The 22,629-nt window shown below is 65.3% G+C and carries 19 protein-coding genes, 1 tRNA gene and 1 pseudogene; 2 read left to right on the top strand and 19 right to left on the bottom strand.

Translation table 11 applies throughout. The features are described 5' to 3' along the window. Positions 1-95 precede the first annotated feature (95 nt). The 9 genes from phnN to DPM35_RS20610 all read right to left on the bottom strand — a co-directional run bounded on the left by phnN (position 96) and on the right by DPM35_RS20610 (position 10,364). On the bottom strand, positions 96-722 hold the full coding sequence (phnN, locus tag DPM35_RS20570; RefSeq protein ID WP_181592082.1) for a phosphonate metabolism protein/1,5-bisphosphokinase (PRPP-forming) PhnN: 627 nt from the start codon (positions 720-722) through the stop codon (positions 96-98). After that, positions 719-1,858, bottom strand: coding sequence for an alpha-D-ribose 1-methylphosphonate 5-triphosphate diphosphatase (locus tag DPM35_RS20575; RefSeq protein WP_112129046.1), 1,140 nt, complete (start codon positions 1,856-1,858; stop codon positions 719-721). The genes phnN and DPM35_RS20575 overlap by 4 nt, the downstream gene beginning before the upstream one ends. A gap of 117 nt (positions 1,859-1,975) precedes the next feature. Continuing rightward, positions 1,976-2,683: a DUF1045 domain-containing protein gene (locus tag DPM35_RS20580; RefSeq protein WP_112129047.1), complete on the bottom strand. Its 708-nt coding sequence runs from the start codon at positions 2,681-2,683 to the stop codon at positions 1,976-1,978. A gap of 408 nt (positions 2,684-3,091) precedes the next feature. Continuing rightward, positions 3,092-3,904 (bottom strand): 5-deoxy-glucuronate isomerase, encoded by an 813-nt coding sequence (iolB, locus tag DPM35_RS20585; RefSeq protein ID WP_112129048.1) that lies wholly within the window; start codon positions 3,902-3,904, stop codon positions 3,092-3,094. A 380-nt stretch (positions 3,905-4,284) separates the two neighbouring features. After that, positions 4,285-4,497: a DUF3329 domain-containing protein gene (locus tag DPM35_RS20590; protein ID WP_112129049.1), complete on the bottom strand. Its 213-nt coding sequence runs from the start codon at positions 4,495-4,497 to the stop codon at positions 4,285-4,287. An 82-nt stretch (positions 4,498-4,579) separates the two neighbouring features. Further along, a complete protein-coding gene (gene iolE / locus DPM35_RS20595; protein ID WP_112129050.1) occupies positions 4,580-5,494 on the bottom strand; it encodes a myo-inosose-2 dehydratase in 915 nt (304 codons plus the stop codon). A gap of 36 nt (positions 5,495-5,530) precedes the next feature. Then, complete coding sequence (gene iolD / locus DPM35_RS20600; protein WP_112129051.1) at positions 5,531-7,375, bottom strand: 3D-(3,5/4)-trihydroxycyclohexane-1,2-dione acylhydrolase (decyclizing); 1,845 nt, start codon at positions 7,373-7,375, stop codon at positions 5,531-5,533. A gap of 54 nt (positions 7,376-7,429) precedes the next feature. After that, complete coding sequence (locus DPM35_RS20605) at positions 7,430-9,364, bottom strand: bifunctional 5-dehydro-2-deoxygluconokinase/5-dehydro-2-deoxyphosphogluconate aldolase (RefSeq protein WP_112129052.1); 1,935 nt, start codon at positions 9,362-9,364, stop codon at positions 7,430-7,432. Between the two features lie 154 nt (positions 9,365-9,518). Beyond that, positions 9,519-10,364, bottom strand: a complete 846-nt coding sequence (locus tag DPM35_RS20610; protein ID WP_181592083.1) for a MurR/RpiR family transcriptional regulator — start codon at positions 10,362-10,364, stop codon at positions 9,519-9,521. A gap of 157 nt (positions 10,365-10,521) precedes the next feature. Here DPM35_RS20610 and DPM35_RS20615 point away from each other — a divergent pair, with 157 nt between their 5' ends. After that, positions 10,522-11,631: a Gfo/Idh/MocA family protein gene (locus tag DPM35_RS20615; protein ID WP_112129054.1), complete on the top strand. Its 1,110-nt coding sequence runs from the start codon at positions 10,522-10,524 to the stop codon at positions 11,629-11,631. A gap of 76 nt (positions 11,632-11,707) precedes the next feature. Here DPM35_RS20615 and DPM35_RS20620 read toward each other — a convergent pair whose 3' ends face one another. Genes DPM35_RS20620 through iolE (DPM35_RS20650) form a run of 7 tightly spaced genes read right to left on the bottom strand, consistent with a single transcriptional unit; the run spans position 11,708 to position 18,799 of the window. Beyond that, positions 11,708-12,646 carry a sugar phosphate isomerase/epimerase family protein gene (locus DPM35_RS20620; protein ID WP_112129055.1) on the bottom strand — a complete coding sequence of 313 codons (939 nt, stop codon included), beginning with the start codon at positions 12,644-12,646 and terminating at the stop codon, positions 11,708-11,710. Positions 12,647-12,680: 34 nt separating this feature from the next. Continuing rightward, positions 12,681-13,673, bottom strand: a complete 993-nt coding sequence (gene iolG / locus DPM35_RS20625; RefSeq protein WP_112129056.1) for an inositol 2-dehydrogenase — start codon at positions 13,671-13,673, stop codon at positions 12,681-12,683. A 59-nt stretch (positions 13,674-13,732) separates the two neighbouring features. Beyond that, a complete protein-coding gene (locus DPM35_RS20630; RefSeq protein ID WP_112129057.1) occupies positions 13,733-14,551 on the bottom strand; it encodes a carbohydrate ABC transporter permease in 819 nt (272 codons plus the stop codon). After that, on the bottom strand, positions 14,548-15,453 hold the full coding sequence (locus tag DPM35_RS20635; protein WP_112129058.1) for a carbohydrate ABC transporter permease: 906 nt from the start codon (positions 15,451-15,453) through the stop codon (positions 14,548-14,550). Before DPM35_RS20635 ends, DPM35_RS20630 begins: the two co-directional genes overlap by 4 nt. Continuing rightward, complete coding sequence (locus DPM35_RS20640) at positions 15,453-16,766, bottom strand: extracellular solute-binding protein (protein ID WP_112129059.1); 1,314 nt, start codon at positions 16,764-16,766, stop codon at positions 15,453-15,455. Before DPM35_RS20640 ends, DPM35_RS20635 begins: the two co-directional genes overlap by 1 nt. Beyond that, a complete protein-coding gene (locus tag DPM35_RS20645) occupies positions 16,763-17,860 on the bottom strand; it encodes an ABC transporter ATP-binding protein (protein ID WP_112129060.1) in 1,098 nt (365 codons plus the stop codon). The genes DPM35_RS20640 and DPM35_RS20645 overlap by 4 nt, the downstream gene beginning before the upstream one ends. A gap of 27 nt (positions 17,861-17,887) precedes the next feature. Continuing rightward, positions 17,888-18,799, bottom strand: a complete 912-nt coding sequence (gene iolE, locus DPM35_RS20650) for a myo-inosose-2 dehydratase (protein ID WP_112129061.1) — start codon at positions 18,797-18,799, stop codon at positions 17,888-17,890. A gap of 635 nt (positions 18,800-19,434) precedes the next feature. Here iolE (DPM35_RS20650) and mocR point away from each other — a divergent pair. Further along, complete coding sequence (gene mocR, locus DPM35_RS20655) at positions 19,435-20,907, top strand: rhizopine catabolism transcriptional regulator MocR (RefSeq protein ID WP_112129062.1); 1,473 nt, start codon at positions 19,435-19,437, stop codon at positions 20,905-20,907. 20 nt (positions 20,908-20,927) lie between these two features. Here mocR and DPM35_RS20660 read toward each other — a convergent pair. The 3 genes and pseudogenes from DPM35_RS20660 to DPM35_RS20670 form a co-directional block, all read right to left on the bottom strand. Continuing rightward, positions 20,928-21,004, bottom strand: a tRNA-Arg gene (locus tag DPM35_RS20660). A 211-nt stretch (positions 21,005-21,215) separates the two neighbouring features. Then, the gene (locus DPM35_RS20665) at positions 21,216-22,157 is read right to left on the bottom strand and encodes a DUF1003 domain-containing protein (RefSeq protein WP_112129063.1); all 942 of its coding nucleotides are present in this window, start codon (positions 22,155-22,157) and stop codon (positions 21,216-21,218) included. 235 nt (positions 22,158-22,392) lie between these two features. Continuing rightward, positions 22,393-22,629 (bottom strand): annotated as a pseudogene (locus DPM35_RS20670) (integrase); the annotation flags it as partial.

A 22,629-nucleotide genomic window follows, 5' to 3' on the forward strand; every position in this document is an offset into this window, starting at 1 on the left:
CGAGAACCGGAGCGGAGCGTACATTCAGTACGTGAGCACCGGAAGCGCAGAAAGCCGCCATTTGCAGGCCGGCCTCACCTGAATCTCAGCACATCTTAGATCATGTCCGACAGATCGGAAAACGCCATCGCCTTGCGCAGCACCTCGGCGAAGCGTTCGCCGGCGACCTGCTTGTCGCCGCTGTTATCGATCGAGGTGACGTCCGGTCCCGTCAGCTTGACGCTGGTGCTGCGCGCCAGGCGGGCAAGCACCTCGCCGCGCGATTCGCGGCCGCGGGCCGCCAGCCGTTCGGCGAGAATCTCCGGCGCCGCGGTGATCTCGACCACGGCCAGATTGGCGTAGCGTTCGCGCAGCGCCGGGATGACCGCGCGGGAGACATTCGCCACAGCAACATGGCCGTTCGCCACGGCCCAGTCGACATCGGCCGGCAGGCCGTAGCGCAGGCCGTGCGCGTCCCAGCATAGCGAGAAGGCGCCGTCGGCCTCCGCCTCGGCAAAGGCCGCGTCCGCCAGCGTGTCGTGGTCCTCGCTTGCCGTGTCGCTCGGCCTGGTGATGACGCGGCGCACGAATTCCAGCCGCGTCTCGCCGGCGAAGCGTGCCTTCGCGTAGCCGATCACCGTGTCCTTGCCGGCGCCGCTCGGGCCTACCACCGCGACAAAGACGCCGTTGCGGATCGGCAGGCTCTCGGCCAGCTCGCGCTCGATGAGGGCCGAGACCATCACGCGACCCGGCGGCCCTGGCGCCACACGGTGCGCACGACCGGCACATGGTCGTCGACGCGCACGCGCACCAGGTCGGCGCGGCGGCCGGGCTCGATGATGCCGCGGTCGGTGAGGCCGACCGCTTCGGCCGGGTTCTTGGAGACCATCGCCACGGCCTGGGGCAGCGTGATGCTTTCGACGACATCGCCGAGGAAGAAGGCCGACTGGATCAGGCTGAAGGGGATGTAGTCCGACGACAGGATGTCGAGCAGGCCGTCGGCGGCAAGCGTGCGCGCCGACACATTGCCGGAATGCGAGGCGCCGCGCATGACGTTGGGCGCGCCCATCAGCACGCCGAGGCCCGCCGCCTTCGAGGCCTTGGCCGCTTCTTCCGTCGTCGGGAACTCGGCGACGCGCACGCCTTGCTCGATCGCTTCGTCGACATGGCCCGCGGTCGCGTCGTCATGGCTGGCCAGCACGATGCCGCGTTCCCGGCAGGCGGCCGAGATGAAAACCCGATTTGGGCCGGAATTGCGGGCCGATTCCGCCATCCGCTTCTCGCAGAATTTCTGGAAGTCGCGGTCCGTCAGCTTCAGCTTGCGCTGGTAGTAATAGGCATAGGTCTCGAGATTGACGAACTGCCGCTGTCCAGGCGCATGGTCCATCAGCGAGGCGAGCTTCACCCGATCGTCGGTTTCGAAATTGGCGAAAGCCTCGAGGCAGTCCGGCGCCGAGACCTCGCAGCGCAAATGGATGAAATGGTCGGCCCTGAGCCGATCCTGGCGCACGCTGTCCTCGATCGCGTCGGCCAATTTGCGCACGTCGTCGGATTTCAGGTCGGCGTCCTCGTCCATGCCGACGCGCAAGGCGTCGAGCACGGTGGTGATGCCGGCGGTCGCCACCTGGGCGTCATGGGCAAGCACCGCGGCGATCGGGTTCCAGCGCACTTTCGGGCGCGGCGCGTAGTGGCCTTCGAGATGATCGGTGTGCAACTCGACCAAACCCGGAATGATATAGTCGCCGCCCATATCCTCGCCGGTGCGGGCAGCGCCCGGTTCGACGGCGGCGATCAGGCCGTCGCGCAACAGAAGCGAGCCCTCGACGATTTCGTCGGGCAGCACGATGCGGGCATTGGTGAGAACGGTTTCGGCGGTCATCTCGGGCGGTCCTGTCTCAAGCGGTCATTTCAGAGCAATTCCGGTGTTTTGCGGTTTTCCGTCCGGAATTGCGTAAAACAAAAAGATAGGGCGGGTCAGCGTTTCCGCTGACCCGCCCTATGCGGTCCTGCGGGCCTGGCCACGGCCAAGCGCATGGTGGGAAAGCACCATGAACGGCGCGCCGGGCTCGCTTTCGACGAACAGGGTCAGCGCATCCACCGGCACCGGCTGGCGCAGCACGTCGGCGAACAGGCCGTCGATTGCTGCGCGAAGGCGTGGGCTTTCTTCGGGCCCGACGCGCCCCGACAGCGTCATGTGGAAGCGGAACGTGTCGAAAACGTAAGGATAGCCCCATTGGCAGAGGTTGCGGAACTCATCCGGTTTCAGCGCATCGGGGCTGCGGCGCTCGATCTCGGCCTCGGTCAGCGGCGCGCGGAAATTGTCGAAGGCGCGCACCACCTCGCCGGCGAAGCTGTTGAGCGGCGCGAACTGCGTTTCCGGCACCAGCGCGAAGAAGCCGTCGATCTGCCCGACGACCAGGCGCGGTATGACGACGGGCGGCGTCACCTCGGCAAAAGCGTCGAGCGCGGCGCGCAGCGAAGCCTCCGTCTCGTTCGGCGCCAGCCGGAAAGGCGCCTTCAGCGTCGCGTGGAACCCGTAGCGTCGGGCGGACGCGGTGTGGAAGGCGACTTCCGCGGCCGACAGATCGCCCACCGCCTCGACCGACCGCGTCGCCGCGCCGAACGGGTCACGGCCCAGCCAGTTGGCGGCAATGCGCGCCAGCTTCTCGTCCTGCCCCGGTGTGTAGTAGATGGCGTAGCGCATCGGTGTTCCTCGTCAAGCGCGCCGCGCCCGAAGGATCATGCGACGCGCTTCAAGTCATTGTCCTGGCAAGTCGTGGGCCCAAAAACGCGGAAGCGCTTGCGGCGACATGCATCAGACCCGCTGCCATAGGTGATTTCCATGACGGATTGACGAAGCTTTCATGGGTTTTCGAAGGCAAGTCCAGCCGCAAGCTCGTTAGCCGACGATTTTTTCCCGGCTGGACCAACGGCTACTTAGGGTGCGTTGAGGTTCAGGTCAGGCCGAGCCGGAGTCGAAGACGGGCGCGAAGCGACCAAACTGGGCGGCTTCCGAGAACCGGAGCGGAGCGTACTTGAAGTACGTGAGCACCGGAAGCGCAAGAAGCCGCCATTTGCAGGCCGGCCTCAGCTGAATATCAACACATCCTGATCAGGTCTTCATCAGCCACTCGTGCTCGGCCGCGTTGTGGAATTTCCACGTCCGCTTCGGTCCGGCCATGACGTTGAGGTAATAGAGGTCGTAGCCGTGGCAGGCCGCGCAGGGGTGATAGCCCTTCGGCACCAGCACGACATCGCCGTCCTCGATCGCCATCGCTTCGTCCAGCTCGCGCACGCCATTGCGGTCGGCGTCGGTGTAGACGCGTTGGAAGGCGAAACCCTGCGGCGGGTTGAGGCGATGGTAATAGGTCTCCTCGAGATAGGATTCCGCCGGCAGATTGTCCTGGTCGTGCTTGTGCGGCGGATAGCTGGACGTGTGGCCGCCGGGCGTGATCACCTCGACCACCAGCAACGAATCTGCCGGCTTGCCCTCGGGCAGGATGTTGGTGACATAGCGCGTGTTGGTGCCCTTGCCGCGCACCTCCTGGCCGAGATCGTCGGGCCCGATGACGCGCACCGGCAGGCCGCCGTTCAAGCCCGGCGCCGAGCAGACGGCGAGTTCCAGCTCGGTGTCGGCGGTCACCGACCAGTCGGAGCCTTGCGGCACATAGACCGACCAGGGCTTTCCCTCGAAAGGCGACATGCGCTCGCCGAGCAGGCCGAGTTCCTTGCCGCCGGCCGAGGCCTTGCCCTTGCCCGTGACGAAGACCAGGCAAACCTCGCGATCACCCGTCTTGCCGGCCACCGTCTCGCCCGCTTTCAGCCGATGCAGATCGAAACCGACATAGGTCCAGCCGGCGCTTTGCGGCGTGACGTGAGCGACGTGGCCGTGGCCCTTGTCGGCCTTGACGATGAGTTTCGACATTTTTTGTCTCCTATCCCTATTCGCTCTGGCGGGTTGGCGACCCAGAGATTTCATCAGCTGAGGAGTCCGACGCGAACCTTCGCGATTGGCCGTGGCCTCCAAACTTCGTCATCCTAGGGCGAAGCAGGAGCGAAGCTCCGTCGCGAAGACCCTAGGATCCATGCCGTTCCCTCAATCGAAGGGCGCAGCGGAGCAGAATTCTGCACCGTCACACTACCTTCAAAGTCATGGCATGGATCCTAGGGTCTGCGCTGCGTCGCTGCGCTCCTTGCTCCGCCCTAGGATGACGAAGCGAGAGACGTTGCGGCCAATCGCCATCGTGTGCGATCCGCCAGGCACGCAGTATCCGATCGGTAGAAGCATCCGGGCCATGGAATCAGTCATTCCTTTGGTTCAGCGTTGGCCTTGTTCTCCTCGACCGGCTTGTAGAGATAGAAGAACTGCCACACGGCGTAACCGGCGAAGCCGAGCGCGATGACGCCCCAGAATGGCGTGCCGGAGGCGAACTCGATCACCGACCAAACCAGGCAAACCGCCACGACGGCGACGCGCCGCCACAGCGGCCGGAAGAAGGGGTGCTCATAGTCTTTCATCGCGCCAATCCTGGATTTGCCCAAAGCGCAACGGATAAACCGGGCGCCCCGACTAATCCATCATCCATGACGAATCCGCCGTTCAGGCCGGAAACCCTTGCGTCTCCACCGTATAGCCGGCGGCCGTCATCACCCGCATCAGCTCCTTGTGACCGACCTGCGCCATCTTGAGCGGCGGGTTCTTCTTCGGATCCTGCTCGGCCTCGACCACGAACCAGCCCTCATAGCCATAATCGGCGAAGCGCTGGACGATGGCGCCGAAATCGAGCGAGCCGTCGCCCGGCACGGTGAAGGCGCCGAGCGCCACGGCGTCGAGGAAGGACTGTTTCGACCGGTCGAGCCCGTCGATCACGCCCATGCGCACGTCCTTCACATGGACGTGGTTGATGCGCTTGTGATGGTTGTCGATGGCGCGCAGCACGTCGCCGCCGGCAAACGCGAGATGGCCGGCGTCAAGCAGCAGCGGAATGCCTTCGCCGGAATGGCGCATGAAGGTGTCGAGCTCCGGCTCGGTCTCGACCACCGCCGCCATGTGATGGTGGTAGGACAGCGGCATGCCTTGGTCCGCGCACCATTCGCCGAATTCGGTGACGCGGCGGCCATAGGCCTTCATCTCGTCGTCCGAAAGCTTCGGCTTGGTGGCCAAAGGCTTGGAGCGGTCGCCCTGGATGGAACGGCCGACCTCGCCATAAACGATGCAGGGCGCGTCGACCGCCTTGAACAGATCGATCATCGGCTGGATGCGGTCCTTGTTCTTCGCCAGCTCCTCGTTGACCAGCGTGCCGGAGAACCAGCCGCCGCAAAGCGTGACGTCGGCTGCTTTCAGGATCGGCAGCATCACCGAGGGATCATCGGGAAAGCGGCGGCCTCTTTCCATGCCGGTGAAGCCGGCCGAGCGCGACTGGCGCAGGCATTCCTCCAGCGACACGTCATCGCTCAGTTCCACGAGGTCGTCGTTCCACCATGCGATGGGGGACATGCCCAGTTTGGCTTTCAAGTCGTCACTCCAATGTCGGTTCGTTGCGAGGCGGGTTCAGCCCTGACGGCTGCCCACGGCTTCCTCATATTTCCTGCGCGCGGCGTTCACCTGCGGCCGCGACGAGACTTCCGGCACGGCGACGTCCCACCAGTGGCCGCCGGCCTCGGTCGAAACCAGCGGATCGGTGTCGATGACCAGCACCGTCGTCTTGTCGTTCTTCTTCGCCTGGGCCAGCGCCGTTTCCAATTCGGCGATCGAAGCGACCTTCTCGGCATTGGCACCCATGCTTGCCGCATGGGCGGCGAAGTCGACGTCGGGCAGCACTTCGTGGCGCGCGTCCTTGAGCAGGTTGTTGAAGTTGGCGCCGCCGGTCGCCATCTGCAGCCGGTTGATGCAGCCATAGCCGCGATTGTCGAGCAGTACGATGGTGAGCTTCAAGCCAAGCATCACCGAGGTGGCGATCTCGGAATTGAGCATCAGATAGGAGCCGTCGCCGACCATGACGACGACCTCCTGGTCGGGCTTCGCCATCTTCACCCCGAGACCGCCGGCGATCTCGTAGCCCATGGTCGAGAAGCCGTATTCGGCATGGTAGGAGCCCGGCGCGCCGGCCTGCCACAGCTTGTGCAATTCGCCCGGCAGGCCGCCCGCGGCATGCAGCAGCGTGACGCCGGAACCCATGGCGCGCTGCACGGCGCCGATCACCTGAGCGTCCGACGGATAGGCGGCGTTGGTCGAGGCCGTGACCTTGGCGGCGGCGGCCTGCCACTCCTTCTTGCCCTTCAGCGCATTGTCGGTCCAGGCGCCAGGGGCCTTCCAGCCCTTCAGTGCGGCGGACAGTTCTGCCAAGCCCTCGGCGGCGTCCGCGACCAGCGGCAGCGCCCAGTGCTTGCCGGCGTCGAACACCTGGGTATTCAAGCCGATGATTGTGCGGCCGGCATTCTTGAACAGCGCCCAGGAGCCTGTGGTGAAATCCTGCAGCCTGGTGCCGACCGCAAGGACGACATCGGCCTCTTCCGCCAGCCGGTTGGCAGCCGATGTGCCTGTCACGCCGACGGCGGCCATGTTGAGCGGATGATCGTCGGGCAGCGAGGATTTGCCGCCCTGCGTCTCGCAGACCGGAATGCCGGCGCCCTGCACCAGCTTGGCGAGCTCGCTTGAGGCCTGCGAGTACAGAACGCCGCCGCCGGCGATCACCAGGGGCTTTTTCGCCCCCTTCAGCGCCGCGACCGCGGCGGCCAACTCGTTGCGGTCCGGACGCAACCTGCGCGGCGTCCAAACACGCTCGGCAAACAGGCTTTCCGGATAATCATAGGCCTCGGCCTGCACGTCCTGGCAGAGCGAAAGCGTGACCGGGCCGCATTCGGCCGGATCGGTCAGCACCTGCATGGCGCGGTTGAGCGCCGGGATGATCTGCTCCGGCCGCGTGATGCGGTCGAAATAGCGAGATACCGGGCGGAAGCAGTCGTTGACGCTCGCCGTGCCGTCGGAGAAATCCTCGGCCTGCTGCAGCACCGGGTCCGGCAGGCGGTTGGCGAAGACATCGCCGGGCAAGAACAGGACGGGCAACCGGTTCACATGCGCGAGCGCCGCCGCCGTCACCATGTTCAGCGCACCGGGGCCGATCGAGCTGGTCGCGGCCATGAAGCGGCGGCGGAAATTGGCCTTGCCATAGGCGATCGCGGCATGCGCCATCGCCTGCTCGTTATGGGCGCGGAAGGTCGGCAGCTCGTCGCGGACCTGGTAGAGCGCCTCGCCGATGCCGGCGACATTGCCATGGCCGAAGATCGCCCAGACGCCGCCGAAGATCGGCACCGTCTTGCCGTCGATCACGGTCATCTGCCGGCTAAGGAAGCGGGTCACAGCCTGCGCCATCGTCAGGCGAATGGTCTTGCTCATTTGTCGTTTCCTCCGGCTTTTGTTGGCGCCGTTTTTCTTATGCTGCCCGTGCTCTTATGCTGCTTTACGCCCGCGCGCGGCAAGCCACGCTTCGGTCAACTGTTCGAAGCGGGACGCCATGTCGGCGACAGCCTCGTCGTCCGACATCCGGCCTCCCAGCCATTGTTCGGCGGCGTTGATGAAGATGGTGCGGCCGACGGCAAATCCTTTCACGATCGGCGCATTTGCGGTGGCGGCGAAGGCCGCGACCAGCTCGTCCTGCGGCGCCTCCAGCCCGAGCAGCACGACGCCGCGGCACCACGGATCGTTCTTGACGATCACCTGTTCGATCTTCGCCCAGGCGCCTGCGGAAGCCTGCGGCTCGAGCTTCCACCAGTCCGGCTTGATCCCCAGCGCATAGAGCTCTTCCAGCGCGCGCGGAATGGTGGTGTCGTCGAGCTTGCCATGCTTGCCGGCGATGATCTCGACCAGCAGTTCTCGGCCGACTTTCCGCGCCGCCTCGAACAGCGCGCGCAGCTTCTGCTGCTGCTCAACCTTCAGCGCCTCGGGATCGTCGGGATGGTAGAAGCACAGGCATTTGATGCAATGATCGACAGGCCATTCGGTGAGCTGCGAGCCGATATCCTGCGAGAATTCGAAGCGCAGCGGCCGCGATCCGGGCAATTCGACCGGACGTCCGAGCCAGGCGAACGGATGGCGCGCGAATTCGAACATGGCGTCGCGGCCGTATTTCTCGTCGATCAGCATGCCGTAGCCGTCGCGGCCGGCGGCGACCTTTGCCGCCGCCTTGACCGTCAGCACCTTGAAATCCGGAATGCGCGCAACATCGGCGCCGACTTTTGCCGCGACGTCCTCGAGCTGGACGCGATGGTCGCAGGCCAGAGCCATCAGCGAAGGAATGTCGCGCCTGCGCGTCGTTGCCCAATGGATATGGTTGATCGCCTCGTCCTTGCGCAGCGCCAGGTGCTTGCTGCCGTTCTTCAGGAAGAACTGCAGCTCCTCGAAAGTCGGATATTCCGGCGCGCAGAGCAGGCGCGACACGGCAAAGGCGCCGCAGGCATTGGCCCAGGTCGCGGCGGTGGCAAAGCTCTCGCCGCCGAGCCAGCCGCGCAGGAAGCCCGACATGAAGGCGTCGCCGGCACCGAGCACATTGTAAACCTCTATCGGAAAACCCTTGCCGACGATGCCGTCCTCGAGGTCGTCGCTGATCGGGCCGTCATAAACGATGCAACCCTTGGCGCCGCGCTTCAGCACGATCGTGGCCGACGACAGCGCGCGGATCGCCTTCAGCGCGCTCAGGCAATCGTCCGCGCCCGACGCGATCATGATCTCCTCTTCGGTGCCGACGATGAGATCGCAGTCCGGCAGCACCGTCTTCAGCTGCGCCGAGACGCGGTCGGATTTGACATAGCGCTCGAAACCCTCGGCATGGCCGGCAAGGCCCCAGAGGTTCGGGCGGTAGTCGATGTCGAAGATAACCTTGCCGCCCTTGGCTTTCATCAGGCGGATCGCTTTGCGCTGCGCGGCATCGGAATTCGGGCGCGAAAAATGCGTGCCGGTGATGACCACCGAGCGCGCCGAGGCAATGAAGGCCTCGTCGATATCCTCTTCGGCCAGCGCCATGTCGGCGCAGTCGGAGCGGTAGAAGATCATCGGCGAGACGCCTTCGCTCTCGACCGAAAGCAGCACCAGCGCCGTCAGCCGCTCCTTGTCGGTCTTCAAGCCGTCGACCGAGACGCCCTCGCGCCGAAGCTGCTCGCGGATGAAGCGGCCCATCTGCTCGTCCCCGACGCGCGTCAGCAGCGCCGAACGCAGGCCGAGCCTTGCGGTGCCGACGGAAATATTGGCCGGGCAGCCGCCGACCGACTTGGCGAAGGAGGTGATGTCCTCCAGCCGCGAGCCAATCTGCTGGCCATAAAGATCGACCGAGGCGCGGCCGATGGTGATGACGTCGAGCGGCGGGTATTTCCCTTCCACGGCTTCGCCCATTCGATCCTCCCATCGGCCTTGTTGTGCAGAGCAGCGTCGTTTTGGACAGCACGCGCCAACGGCAGCGTGGTATCGCCAATATGAAATATTAATTCCAATCTATAGTCAATATGGAATGAGTGTTCCCGACGCGAAAAGCGTTCGTGTGCGAGGCTCAGCCCTTGCGCCGGCGCCCGGCTTCGCGGCGCTTCTCGCCGACGGCGACGGTCAGCGCCATGGCCAGCGCCATCGTCGCCGAGATCGAGCGGAAGCCGCCGAAATCGGCCTCGGAGACCTCGAACCAAACCTTGGCGAATTGCGCCAGCGGCGAGAAGGATGAGTCGGTGATCGCCACGATCGGCACGCCCTGTTCCGCGATCGCGCGCGTCTCCTCGATGGTTGCCGGCGCGTAGGGCGAGAAGCTGATGGCGATGACAGCATCGCGCGGCGTGGCGAAGCCGATCATCTCGGCATTGAGGCCTGCGGCCGATTCCACCAGCTGGTTGCGGATCTTGAGCTTGCCCAGCGCATAAGCGATGTAGGACGCGACCGGATAGGAGCGGCGCTTGGCCAGCACATAGATGGTCTCGGCTTTCGCCAGGAGCGCGATCGCCTCTTCGAAATGCGCATCGTTCAACGCACGCGAAATGTCGCTGAGCGAGGTGCTGGCGGCGGCGACGAAGCCGTCGAAGATCGCCCGGTGACCGGCGCCTTCCTCCGCCTTGGCGCGCAGTGCAGCCAGCCGCTCGTCATAGGAGGAATTGCGCTCGCGCAGGCGCTCGCGGAAAACCTGCTGCAAGCTGGTGAAGCCATCGAAGCCGAGCTGCTGGGCAAAACGGATCAGCGTCGAGGGCTGCACGCCGGCCGAGGCGGCTATGCTCGCCGCCGTGCCGAAGGCGATGTCGTCGGGGTTGTCGAGCGCATAGGCGGCGATCTGCGCGATCCGCTTGGGCAGGCTCGCGCGCCTGTCCAGGATCGTCGCGCGCAGCGTTTCGAAATCACGAGGCACCCGTTTGTCCATCGTCGCTCCGTCCGCGCCCATATGGTCTGTCCCTCTCCTGCCTCATCATAGCGAGTTCGCGCAAGAACACCATAAAAAATGATTTGTATGTTCCATTCGATTCCAAAATGGACTAATTCATCCATACCGTATTTCCCTTATCTCGGAGACAATCGACATGGTCGGAGTGGGCCTCATCGGCACGGGCTTCATGGGCAAGTGCCACGCCATCGCCTGGAACGCGGTGGGCACCGTCTTTCCCGATGTCGACAAGCCGAAACTGGTGCATCTGGGCGAGGTGAATGACGAGCTCGCCCGGCGCAAGGCCGGCGAATTCGGCTTCGCCAAGGGCTCCGGCGACTGGCGCGCCGTGGTCAACGATCCGGAGGTCGATGTCGTCTCGCTGACAACGCCCAATCAGTTCCATCCGGAAATGGCGATCGCCATCCTCGAGGCCGGCAAGCATCTGTGGTGCGAGAAGCCGATGGCGCCAAGCTTTGCCGAGGCGGAAGCGATGGCGAAGGCCGCCAGGGCATCCGGCAAGGTCGCCGGGCTCGGCTACAACTACATCCAGAACCCCGCCATTCGCCACATCGGCGCGCTGCTCGAGGAAAAGATCATCGGCGACGTGAATCTCGTGCGCGTCGAGATGGACGAGGACTTCATGGCCGACCCGGAAGCGCTGTTCTTCTGGAAGCACGAGGCTTCGTCCGGCTATGGCGCGCTCGACGATTTCGCCGTGCATCCGCTGTCCTTGATCAAGGCGCTGTTCGGCCGTGTCAGCCGCGTCATGTGCGACATGGTCAAACCCTATGCCGACCGCAAGACCGCGTCCGGCACCCGCCGCGCCGTCGAGACCTACGACATCGCCAGCGTCTTGATGCATCTCGAGAACGGCGTTGCCGGCACGCTGCTGGTCAACCGCTCGGCCTGGGGCCGCAAGGGCCGCATCGCCATCCAGATCTTCGGCTCGAAGGGTTCGATCCTCTACGACCAGGAGCGGATGAACGAGTTCCAGCTCTACCTCACCGCCGACAGGCCAACCGAGCAGGGCTACCGCACCATCCTGGTCGCCCCGCACCACAAGCCTTACGATTCCTTCCTGCCGGCGCCCGGCCATGGCCTCGGCTTCAACGACCTCAAGATGATCGAATGCCGCGAGCTTTTGATGCGCATCGCCGGCAAGCCGGCCCGTATCATCGACTTCGACGAGGGGCTGGAGATCGAGCGCACCGTGCATGCCATGGCACGCTCCTTCCAGGAGCAGCGCTGGGTCGATGTGAGGTGATCGAGCCGAAAACCGGCGCGACGGCTGGCACCGGTGGCGGCACCGGTCTGGGCGACGACGCCTCGGATCGGCCGCCTCAAGCCAGGTTGATGGCGACATTGCGCAGCAACGCTACGGATTTGCGCATGCCTTCCATCGGCGACAGCATCATGTCCTCGTGCTCGATCGAGAGCACGTCGTCGTAGCCTGCCTGCTTCAGCGCGGTGCAGAACTGCCGCCACCATGTCTCGCCATGGCCGTAGCCGAGCGTGATGTAGTTCCAGGCCCTTTCGGCATAATGGTTCGGCGGGCGCGCATCGAGCACGCCGTCGATGGCCGCCGGTATCGGCTCGACACGCGTATCCTTGGCGTGGACATAGTAGATCGCCGAGCCAAGCTTGCGCACGGCGGCGATCGGATCGGCGCCCATCCACATAGGATGGCTCGGATCGTAGTTCGCGCCGACCGTCTCGCCGACGGCGTCGCGAAGCCTGAACAATGTCTGGACATTGTAGACGGCCTGGTGGCCGTGCAGTTCCAGGCAGAGCTTGCCGACGCCGAGATTGTTCGAAAATTTCACCAGATCGCGCCAGTAAGGGATGATGCATTCGTCCCACTGGTAGCGCTGGATGTCGGCGCATTCGGGCGGCCAGTCGGTGATGATCCAGTTGGGATTGGCGTCGCCCGGTCCGCCGGGCAGCCCGGACATCATCACCACGCGGTCGATGCCCATCAGGCTCGCCAGCCGGATCGTGTCTTCCGTCACCTGGCGGTGCTGCTTGCCCTGCGGTCCCGGATGCAGCGGGTTGCCCGAGCAATTGAGCGCGGCGATCGTCAGCCCGTGGTCGCGGACCTTGGCGACGAATTCGGCGCGGGTCGCAGCACTGTCCAGCATCGCCGCCAGATCGATATGCGGCGCCGACGACCAGTTGCCGCAGGCGAACTCCAGCGTCTCCAGCCCGAGCTCGGCCGAGGCGCGCAGCATCTCGTCGAAGGACAGGTTGCCCAGGCTGTCGGTGATCATGCCAATCCTCATGTCGGTGACTCCTGCTTGCCTTCAGACCATCCGCTCAGAGCTTTACCGGCTCGAACCTGCCGGACCGCGCCGACGCAAGCGCCGCCTCGCAAAGGATCATGGCCTTGCGGCCGTCGCTGGCGGTGACCGCCGGGCTCCTGCCGGTTTCGACGCAGCTGATGAAGTGATCGATCTCGGCGGCGTAGGATTCCGCATAGCGTTCGACGAAGAAGTAGTAGGGCTTGTCGCGCGATATGCCATTGCTCCCATACATCTCCACCGAGGTCGGCAGCCGGTTGCCGGCCTGCAGCATGCCGTCGGCACCGTGCACCTCGATGCGCTGGTCATAGCCATAGGCGGTCCTGACGCTGTTGTTGATGTGGCATTGCCGCCCCGACGCCGTGCGCAGGATGAACATCGCGGTGTCGTAGTCGCCGAGCTTCCTGTATTGCGGCGCCACCAGCGAGGATCCGGTCGCGAACAGTTCCACCGGCTCCTCGCCCAGCATGTTCCGCGCCATGTCGAAGTCGTGGATGGTCATTTCGCGAAAGACGCCGCCGCCTCCGGCAAGCGCTTCCTCGGTTTCGGGTTCGGGATCGCGGCTGGTGATGATGACCTGCTCGACGGCGCCGATCTCGCCGCCGTCGAGGCGCTCCTTCAGCGCCCGGAAGCTCGGATCGAAGCGACGGTTGAAACCGATCTGGAAAGGCACGCCGGCCTTCGCGACCGCCGCCAGGCACTCGTCGGTGCGCTTGAGATCGAGATCGATCGGCTTCTCGCAGAAGATCGCCTTGCCTTTCGCCGCCGCTGCCATGGCAAGCTCGGCATGGGTGCGCGTCGCCGAGGCGATGAACACCATCTTCACCGCCGGATCGTTCATCACCGTCTCGGTGTCGGCGATCTCGGCGCCGGTCGCGGCTGCGACCTTGGCGGCGGCCTCCCGGTTGGGATCGACGATATAGCGCAGCCTCACCTTCGGGTGGCGCGCGAGATTGCCGGCATGCACCCTTCCGATCAGTCCCACCCCGAACAGACAAACATCCATCATGCGTTCAACTTTCCTGTGCGGCCGTCCGCGACGGCCAGTTCAACATGCCCGGCTGGCGGTCACTTCACGGCGCCCATGGTCAGGCCGCGAACCAGGTGCCGCTGCACCAGCAGCGCGAAAAAGACGATCGGCAGCGCTCCGATGACGCCGGCGGCGGCCATCGAGGCCCAGTCGGTGTCGATGCGCCCGATGAGCGTGGCGGTGCCGCGCGGCATGGTCATTGCCCGCGGCGTCGCGGTCAGCGCCAGCGCGAAAAGGAATTCGTTGAAGGTGACCAGCACGGCGAAGATGGCGGTGGCCGCCAACCCCGGCGCTGCCAGCGGCAGCGTGATGCGGCGGAAGGCGCCGAAGCGTGAATCGCCGTCCACCATGGCCGCCTCCTCGAGGTCGACGGGAATCTCGCGGAAGAAGCTCTCCATCATCCAGACGCAAAAGGTGACGTTGAAGGCGGTGTAGGTGGCGATCAGGCCAAGCCAGCTGTCGAGCAGCCCGAGGCTCAGCATCAAGAGATAGACGGGTATCAGGATCACCACCGGCGGGATGATGCGAAGCGTCAGCAGGAAGAGACCGATCTTGCGCTCCGCGGCGAACGGCAGGCGGAATCTCGCGATCGCGTAGGCGCCCATCGCGCCGAAGACCAGCGCTATCGCGACCGAGAAGAAGGTCACCACCACCGAGTTCGCCAGGTAGGAGCCGAACTGCTTTTCGGTGAACAGCCTGACGTAATTGTCGAGCGTCGGCACATGCGGGTAGAGCGTGCCTTCCTGGGTGATCTCGCGGTTCGACTTGAGCGAGGTGGAGACCAGCCAGTAGATCGGCAGCAGCACGACTGCGAGCACGAAGATGGTGGTGAGGATGCGCGCCAGACGGGTGCTCATGACGCGTCGACCCTGCGCAGGAGCCTGATGGCGCTGAAGGCGAGCGCGAGCACGACGAGGCCGATCGTCACGAACAGCGCCGCCGCGTATCCGGTCTGCTGGAACTTGAACGCGGTGTCATAGCCATAGATCGAGATCAGCCTCGTCGCTTCGCCCGGCCCGCCTCGGGTCAGCACGAAAACCTGGTCGAAGGTGCCGAAGGCGTCGATGGTGCGCAGCACGATGGCGACCGCGAGCACCGGCCGCATCATCGGAAAGGTGAGATCGGCGAAGACGCGCCAAGGCCCGGCGCCGTCGACGCGCGCCGCTTCGAACGGCTCGTGCGGCAGCGACTGCAGGCCGGCGAGCAGGATCAGGAACATCAGCGGCGTCCATTCCCAGACGTCGAGCACGACAAGGCCGATGAAGGCATTGAGCGGGTTGCCGAGGATCTGGACCCCGCCGCCGCCCATGGCTTCCGAGAGCGCCGTCAGCATGCCGGCGTCGCTGGCGTAGATCAGTCGGAACAGGATGGCGACGACGACCGGCGTGATCACCATGGGAATGATCAGCACCGTCCTCAGCAGCCGTATGCCGCGGAATTCATGCAGGCAGAACAAGGCCAGCGCGAAGCCCAGCACCGCCTCGATCGACACCGAAAGCGCCACGAACTTGACCGTGACCCACAGCGAGTTCAGGAACTGCGCGTCGCTCCAAAGCTGCACATAGTTCTGGAAGCCGACATCTGCGACCGGCGACCCGTAGCGATAAGCCCGGGTGCTGGCGCGCAGCCCGTCCCAAAGCGGATAGACGAGCACGCCGAGCACGACCATCAGGCCCGGCGCCAGCATGAGATAGGGGAGGGCGAGGTCGAGCCCCGCCCCCTGCAGGCGATATTTGCGCGCCTGCGTGCCGGTTCGCATCAGTAGTACCCGACCGTGGTCAGGTAGTCCTTGACCTGCTTGGCCGCCGTATCCAAAGCGGCACCGCCGCCGGAGCCTGCCTGCAAGGCCTTGTTGAGCTCGATGCCGAGCAGTTCCTCGACCTTCGCCCAGTCGGGCGTGCGCGGCCTGGGCAGCGCGCCGGCGTCGAGCTGCTGGAGCGCGATCGGTATCAGCCGGTTGCCGGGCTTGGCGACACCGAAGGCGCTGCGCTTGACCGGAATGGAGCCCGCTTCCGATAGCTTGGCCTGCGTCTCGGCGCTGACATACCACTTCAGGAACTCGATGGAGTTCGCCTTGTTGGGCGCCGATTTTGGCACGCCGGCGATGAAGATGCCCATCTGGGCGATCGCCTTTTCCTGTTTCGGCACGACCCCGAAATCGAGCTTGCCCGCGACCTTGGTCTGGGCGGGATCATCGGCCTTCAGCGCGTTGCCCGAGTATTGGATGATGGCGCCTGCCTCGCCGCCGAGGATCGCCGCGCCCTCCTGGTCGGAATCGAACTCGACCACGCCGCTCGGTGCGTTCTGCTTCATCGTGCCGACGAAGAAATCGGCCGAGGCCTTGCCTTCGGCGGAATTGAAGATCGGGTTCCACTTGTCGTCGAAGAAGGAGCCGCCGAACGACAGGAAGACCGGATACCAGCTGGTGACGATCGGGTTGCCGGAAACGCCGCGGAAGACGACCGGGTATTTGATCTTGCCGGCGGCGACGCCTTCCTTGCCCTTGGCGATCACCTCGTCCCAGGTCTTCGGCGCGCCGCCGGTGAAGACGTCGTTGCGATAGGTGAGCGTCTGCAGGTCGCCGACGAAGGGCACGCAGATCAGCGTCGGCTTGGCGTTCTCGAAACCCTTGACGCGAGGCCCCTTCTGCGGCGGCCAGTAGCCCATGTCGATCATCGGGCCGATCCAGTCCTTGTCCGACCCATCGATGCCGCCGGCGCCAAGGTCCTCGAGCACGTTGGCGGCGCCGAACTGCGGCACCCACGGGTCGTCGAGCAGATAGAGGTCGTACTGGCCGGCGCCGCTCTGGGCGTCGGCGAACCACTTCTCGAGCGTCACTCCGTATTCGTCCTCGAGGAACTGGATGTCGAAGCCCTGTTCCTTGGCCAGCGGGATGATCTTTTCCTTGAACGGCGTCAGGCCGCCATCGGCGAAGGCGCCGATGATCACTTTCTTGCCGGCCGCCTTTGCCGGCATCGGCAGGCCGAGCGTGGTCAGCGCGGTGGTCGCCAGGGCCATGCCAAGCCCGGCCTTGATGACGGATCGGCGAGTAAGTCTGCTGGAATGCATCATGTCACTCTCCCATTGTTGTTGACCCTGTGGACGGCCGTCAGGCCGGCCGAATTGAAGAAACAGGCGTTCGCCGGGTCGAAGGCGACGCCGATGCTTTCACCCACCACACCCCTGAATTCGCGGCCGGCCCGGACCGAGACGTTGCCGCCTTCCAGGCGGACATTGACCAGCGTCTCGTTGCCCATCGGTTCGACGACGTAGATTTCGCCCTGCAGCGCATCGGGTGTGTCGGCGGCGGCAGCGCTGCAATCTTCCGGCCGCAGCCCGATTTCGGCGACGGAGGCGGCGCGGCAGGCGGCGAGCCGCGCGGCGTCCAGCGGGACGACCTTGCCGGCCACGATGACGCCTTTCTCCGAAAGCGCCGCCGGCAGGATGTTCATCGGCGGGTTGCCGACGAAGGTGGCGACGAAGCGGTTCGCCGGGCGGTCGTATATCTCGATGGGCGGCGCCATCTGCTGCAGCTCGCCGCCATGCATGACGGCGACGAAGTCGGCCATCGTCAGGGCCTCGACCTGGTCGTGGGTGACGTAGATGGTGGTGGCGCTGAGGCGCTGGCAGAGCCGCTTGATCTCGCCGCGCATGGTGAGCCTGAGCCGCGCGTCGAGATTGGAGAGCGGCTCGTCCATCAGGAAGGCCGCCGGATCGCGCACGATGGCGCGCGCCAGCGCGACGCGCTGGCGCTGGCCGCCCGAAAGCTGGCGTGGCCTGCGGTCGAGCAGGTGGCCGATTTCGAGAATGGCGGCGACCTCGCCGATCTTGGCCTTTCGCCCGGCGTCCGGCGTGCCGCGGATCCACAACGGATAGCCGATGTTTTCGGCGACCGTCATCTGCGGATAGAGCGCGTAGCTCTGGAAGACCATAGCGATGTCGCGGTCGCGCGGCTGCAGCCGCGTGACGTCGCGCTCACCGATGAAGACCTTGCCCGCGCTCGGCATGTCGAGCCCGGCCAGGATGCGCAGCGCCGTGGTCTTGCCGCAGCCCGACGGGCCGAGCAAAGCGAGGAATTTGTGATCCGGCACGGCAAGGTCGAGCGATCGCAGCACGTTGAGCGCGCCGAAGCTCTTGACCACCTTCTGGTACAGAACCGAACTCATCTCCCTCCCCGGCGCCCCATGCTTTCCTCAGCCCTTGCGCTCGTGGACATAGAAGCCCGCGCCCTCGGCCAGCTTCTTCAGATTGCGATACCCCATCGTGGCATAGGTCAAGGGGTGCGCCTTGGCCGGGTCCTGCTCGGCCTCCACCACCAGCCAGCCGGAATAGCCGTGGTCGGCGAGGATCTTGAGCAGCGTCGGATAGTCGATCGCGCCGTCGCCGGGCACGGTGAAGATGCCTTCCATCACCGCGCCCATGAAGCTCATGTCGGTGTCGCGCGCCTTCTTCAGCATGGCCGGGCGGACGTCCTTGCAGTGGACATGCACGACGCGCACGACATGCCGGCGCAGCAATTGCTCCGGATCGCCGCCGGAAAAGGCGCAGTGCCCGGTGTCGTAGAGCAGGCCGACCGCCTCGCCGGTTGTGTGCATCAGCCTGTCGATTTCCTGGTCGGTCTCGACGATCGTGCCCATGTGATGGTGGAAGGCCATGCCGACGCCGAAATCCGAAAATCGCTCGGCGAGCCTGGTGATCTTGGCGCCATAGGCCTTCCATTCGCCGTCCATCAGCTTCGGCCGCCGCGAGATCGGATCGTGGATGGCGCCGTGCCGGCCGCGCGAGGTGTCGGCATAGACGACATGCCGGGCGCCGAGGTCGCGCAGCAGCGTCAGATGCGGCCGGATCGCCTCGAACTCCTCGTCGACCTCCTTCTCGCAGATGCGCCCGTCATACCAGCCGGAGACCAGCGCCAGCCCGTAATGGTCGAGGATGGGCCGAAGCGTGCGGCTGTCGCGCGGAAACTTGCCGCCAAGCTCGGTGCCGGCATAACCCGCTTCCGCGGTTTCGCTCAGGCACGTCTCGAGCGGCGTGTCGCCGCCCAGTTCCGGCACGTCGTCATTGGTCCAGGTGATCGGGTTGATGCCAAGTCGAACTGTCGTCATTGCTCGCTTTCCGCCCCGCACCCAGATGGCTGCGGGGTGCTCATTTCGGGAGGGAAATGGCTTCATGCCTGCGGCGGGCGATGCATCGCCCTGCCTTGCCTGTCCGGCCGGCAGCCTCCCAGTTGCTAGCCCGGACTTGTGTTCCCCGTCTTGCGCCGACGTCTCACCCCAACGTCACAGGGCAAAGTCTACGCCGCTCTGTCTCCATCGCGAGGGCCAGTTTTCCGGAAAATGAAGGAACCAGTTTGTGCTGGGAGGTGGGTGTGGCAGGATGCGGGGATGGGAAATCTGGAAATCATCGAGCGGCAGCGCGAGGCCCCCCTCTCTGGCCTGCCGGCCATCTCCCCCTCAAGGGGGGAGATCGGATGTCACGCCGGCTTTCGCCAATCACCAACGTTGCAAGGAGAAGCGAGGCGCTCGAACTGCCAATCTCCCCCCTTGAGGGGGAGATGTCCGGCAGGACAGAGAGGGGGGCGAAGAAACTCGACCTTGGAAGCCAAGTTCCTCGCCCCCACGAAGTGGGGGAGAGGTGGCTCGGCGAAGCCGAGACGGAGAGGGGGAGCGCCCTATGCGATTGCCCTCCGCCGCCGGGTCAAGAGCACACACCTCCCGTCCAACGCCAGAGCGCGGTGAAAATGCGCCCGCACCCCAAACCGCAGGCCTTCCCGCTCGACACGCTCACCGTGAACCGCTCGAGCCCCGAGCATCTCTCGCGCCAGCTCTATCACGGCCTCGTCGCCATCATCCGCAGCCGCGCGCTTCCCCCCGGCTCGGAGCTGCCTTCCACCCGCGCTCTGGCCGCCGAGCTCGGCCTTGGCCGCAACACCATCGTCGCCGCTTACGACCAGCTCGTCACCGAAGGTTATCTCGCCAACCGCCAGGGCGCCCGCCCGGTCATCGTCGACCTGCCCGAAGGCCCGCGCGAGTCGCCGCGCGAGGAACCGCCCGTGCCGCTGCGATCACCTTCGCTGCGCGGCCGGCTGCTGCTCAGCCAGCCCTACCATCACGGCAGGCCGGGGCATGTCGCCTTCCACCCCGGCATGCCGGATGCGCAGAGCTTTCCCTTTGGCGTCTGGGGCCGGCTGGTGGCGCGTCGCGCCAGCCATGGCGGCGAGACGCTGTTCGGCACCTATGACGTCACCGGCCACCCGGCGCTGAAGGAGGCGATCGCCGGCTATCTCTATTCCGCGCGCGGCGTGCGCTGCCGTCCGGAGCAGATCGTCATCACCACCGGTGCGCAGGCCGCCTTCGATCTTCTGGCTCGGCTTCTGCTCGACCCCGACGACACGGTGTGGATGGAGGAGCCCGGCTATTACGGCGCCAAGGCCGCCTTCACCGTGGCCGGCGCCAGGATCCTGCCGATTGCGGTCGACCAGGAGCGCGGCTGGCGTCTCGACATTCCAAGCTTCTCGCCCCGCCTCATCTATGTGACGCCGGCCTGCCAGCATCCGCTCGGCATCACCATGCGCATGGAGGAGCGGCTGCGCCTGCTCGACATCGCCGAGACCGCCAATTCATGGGTGATCGAGGACGATTTCGACGGCGAATACCGTTTTCAGGGTCGCCCCGTGCCGGCGATCCAGAGCATGGACCGCTCCGGCCGCGTCATCTATGTCGGCACCTTCGCCAAGCTCCTGTTCCCGGCCCTGCGCATCGGCTTCATGGTTCTGCCGCCGGAGCTTGCCGGCCGCATCGTCAACGCGCTCTCCACCACCGGCCAGTTCGCGCCGCTGCTGCTGCAGGCCGCCCTCGCCGATTTCATCACCGAAGGCCATATGAGCCGGCATCTGAAGCGGATGCGCCGCATCTACGCCCAGCGCCGCCAGCTCTTCCGCGACATCGTCACCGAGCGCCTGCGCGACGAGATCACGCTCTCCCCCGCAGAAGCCGGCATCCAGGTGGTGGGCTATCTCAAGGAAGGCATAGACGACATCAAGGTCAGCCAGGCCGCGGCCAAAAGGGCCATCAACGTCTCGCCGCTGTCGAAATATTTTCAGAACACGGCGCCGACCCAAGGCCTGGTGCTGGGCTATGCGGCGTGTGACGCGGCGCAGACGCGGGACGGGGTGGAGAGGCTGGCGCAGGCGATAGGGGAGGTGGTGGGGTGAGGAACAGTGGCGCCAACGAATGGCGCACCCGACAAGATTCGAACTTGTGACCTCTGCCTTCGGAGGGCAGCGCTCTATCCAGCTGAGCTACGGGTGCTTCCCGGGGAACCGGAAAACGAACCGGCCGGTGAGCCGGCCAGCCACGGCTTCTTAGCGGAAGCCGCTGCGGGCTTCAACGGGCAATTGGCGATTGTGCGGGGGCTGATGAGGCGATTGGCTGACCGATGGGCTGTCGGATAGGGCGCTCCCCTCTCCGTCTCGGCTTCGCCGAGACACCTCTCCCCACTGCGTGGGGCGAGGAAACGCGCTCACCCCTCCGCCCCCACCTTCGCAGTCTTCCTTCGCACCGCCCGTGTCGCGCGCTTCGGCTTCTTCGCGCCGGTCAGCTCGTGCATGGCATCGAGCTGCATCTGCTGCATTTCGGCCAGGCGCTGCCATTGGCGCGAGATGAGGTAGTCGAGCTTTTCGTGCAGGTGCCGCACTTCCAGCTCGGCCTTGAGGTTCACCCGGTAGTCGTTGAAGGAGCGCAGCCGGTCTTTGGCCTCCTGGCGCTTCTGGCTCATCATGATTACCGGCGCCTGGATCGCGGCGATGCAGGAGAGCAGCAGGTTGAGCAGGATGAACGGGTAGGGGTCGAAGGCGTTGGTCGTGCCGGCGACCAGGTTGATGCCGATCCACAGCAGCAGCACCGCCGCGAAGGAGATCAGGAACCACCAGCTGCCGCCGAACTCGGCCATCGTGTCGGAGACGCGGTCGGGGAAGGAGCGGTGCTCCTCATATTCCTCTTCCGAGTTTTCCGAGATCGTGTCCTGCTTGGCGATCGATTCCACCACCTGGCGGTCGAGCTCGGAAAACTCGCCGTGCTCCTGCTGCAGCAGCTCCTCCATGTAGCGCATGCGGTAGCGGCCGAGCTCCTCGCGGCTGATGCGGGCGCCGCGCGGCAGGTCGGGGTGGTCGGAGCGGATGCGGTCGGCGAGGCTGGGCCTGAGATCGTCGATGCGCACCAGGTCGCGCTTGCGGAATTTGCGCCCCGATATCGCCGAGGGTTTTTTCTTGGGCTTGATCCGGGCCGTGCCCGGAACATGCGGTTCCGTTTGCGGCTCGGAATCCGGCACCTCCGGCGCTTCGAGGATCTCGTCGGCGGCTGCCTGGGCATCCTCCGGCACGGTTTCCGCCTCGAGATATTCGCCGGCGACGTCGTTCTCGTCATCGGCCTGGATTTGCGCGGATGCCTTCGGGTCGCCTGCCATGGTCGCTGCTCCTGTTCGAGGCTTTGCGGGTACGATACGCCAAGCCGGCGCGGCATATCCATGGTGAGTGTGAAGGTGATGTGACGGAACAAGTTCTTGTGATGGGGCAGGGCGGGCTGCTGAGGCAATTGCATAGGTCGGCGCAGCCCCCGCTCCGTCTCGGCGCTGCGCGCCGTGTCCAGGGGATAGATGGGTAACACTTTGAACCGGATACATAGGTAACAGTTTTCTCCCCCTATGATGCGGTCGCCGCAGCGCCAAGCGGTCGTCTTGGCGCGGCGCTGCGGCGAACCAGTTTCATGTGCTTCTCATCGATGAAGCCGAGCGGATGGGTGTGGAAGCGCATCGTCCACTCGCCATCCTCGGTCTCTTCAATGGCAATCGGTTCGCCGGCCAACGTGGCCGAGACATAGATCTCGGTGCCCCGCCATTTGACGGCGCCGTTCTGGCGCACGCCGCGCACCGCTGCCTC

The organism is Mesorhizobium atlanticum (genome assembly GCF_003289965.1).
Classification (GTDB): Bacteria; Pseudomonadota; Alphaproteobacteria; order Rhizobiales; family Rhizobiaceae; genus Mesorhizobium; species Mesorhizobium atlanticum.

Coding starts and splice junctions, on each gene's coding strand:
- DPM35_RS20610 (WP_181592083.1), bottom strand. CDS start 10,364: ATGGACAAACGGGTGCCTCGTGATTTCGAAACGCTGCGCGCGACGATC.
- DPM35_RS20665 (WP_112129063.1), bottom strand. CDS start 22,157: ATGGCAGGCGACCCGAAGGCATCCGCGCAAATCCAGGCCGATGACGAG.
- DPM35_RS20615 (WP_112129054.1), top strand. CDS start 10,522: ATGGTCGGAGTGGGCCTCATCGGCACGGGCTTCATGGGCAAGTGCCAC.
- DPM35_RS20620 (WP_112129055.1), bottom strand. CDS start 12,646: ATGAGGATTGGCATGATCACCGACAGCCTGGGCAACCTGTCCTTCGAC.
- DPM35_RS20635 (WP_112129058.1), bottom strand. CDS start 15,453: ATGCGAACCGGCACGCAGGCGCGCAAATATCGCCTGCAGGGGGCGGGG.
- DPM35_RS20605 (WP_112129052.1), bottom strand. CDS start 9,364: ATGGGCGAAGCCGTGGAAGGGAAATACCCGCCGCTCGACGTCATCACC.
- mocR (WP_112129062.1), top strand. CDS start 19,435: ATGCGCCCGCACCCCAAACCGCAGGCCTTCCCGCTCGACACGCTCACC.
- iolG (WP_112129056.1), bottom strand. CDS start 13,673: ATGATGGATGTTTGTCTGTTCGGGGTGGGACTGATCGGAAGGGTGCAT.
- DPM35_RS20580 (WP_112129047.1), bottom strand. CDS start 2,683: ATGCGCTACGCCATCTACTACACACCGGGGCAGGACGAGAAGCTGGCG.
- DPM35_RS20575 (WP_112129046.1), bottom strand. CDS start 1,858: ATGACCGCCGAAACCGTTCTCACCAATGCCCGCATCGTGCTGCCCGAC.
- iolB (WP_112129048.1), bottom strand. CDS start 3,904: ATGTCGAAACTCATCGTCAAGGCCGACAAGGGCCACGGCCACGTCGCT.
- DPM35_RS20640 (WP_112129059.1), bottom strand. CDS start 16,766: ATGATGCATTCCAGCAGACTTACTCGCCGATCCGTCATCAAGGCCGGG.
- iolD (WP_112129051.1), bottom strand. CDS start 7,375: ATGAGCAAGACCATTCGCCTGACGATGGCGCAGGCTGTGACCCGCTTC.
- DPM35_RS20630 (WP_112129057.1), bottom strand. CDS start 14,551: ATGAGCACCCGTCTGGCGCGCATCCTCACCACCATCTTCGTGCTCGCA.
- iolE (WP_112129061.1), bottom strand. CDS start 18,799: ATGACGACAGTTCGACTTGGCATCAACCCGATCACCTGGACCAATGAC.
- DPM35_RS20645 (WP_112129060.1), bottom strand. CDS start 17,860: ATGAGTTCGGTTCTGTACCAGAAGGTGGTCAAGAGCTTCGGCGCGCTC.
- DPM35_RS20590 (WP_112129049.1), bottom strand. CDS start 4,497: ATGAAAGACTATGAGCACCCCTTCTTCCGGCCGCTGTGGCGGCGCGTC.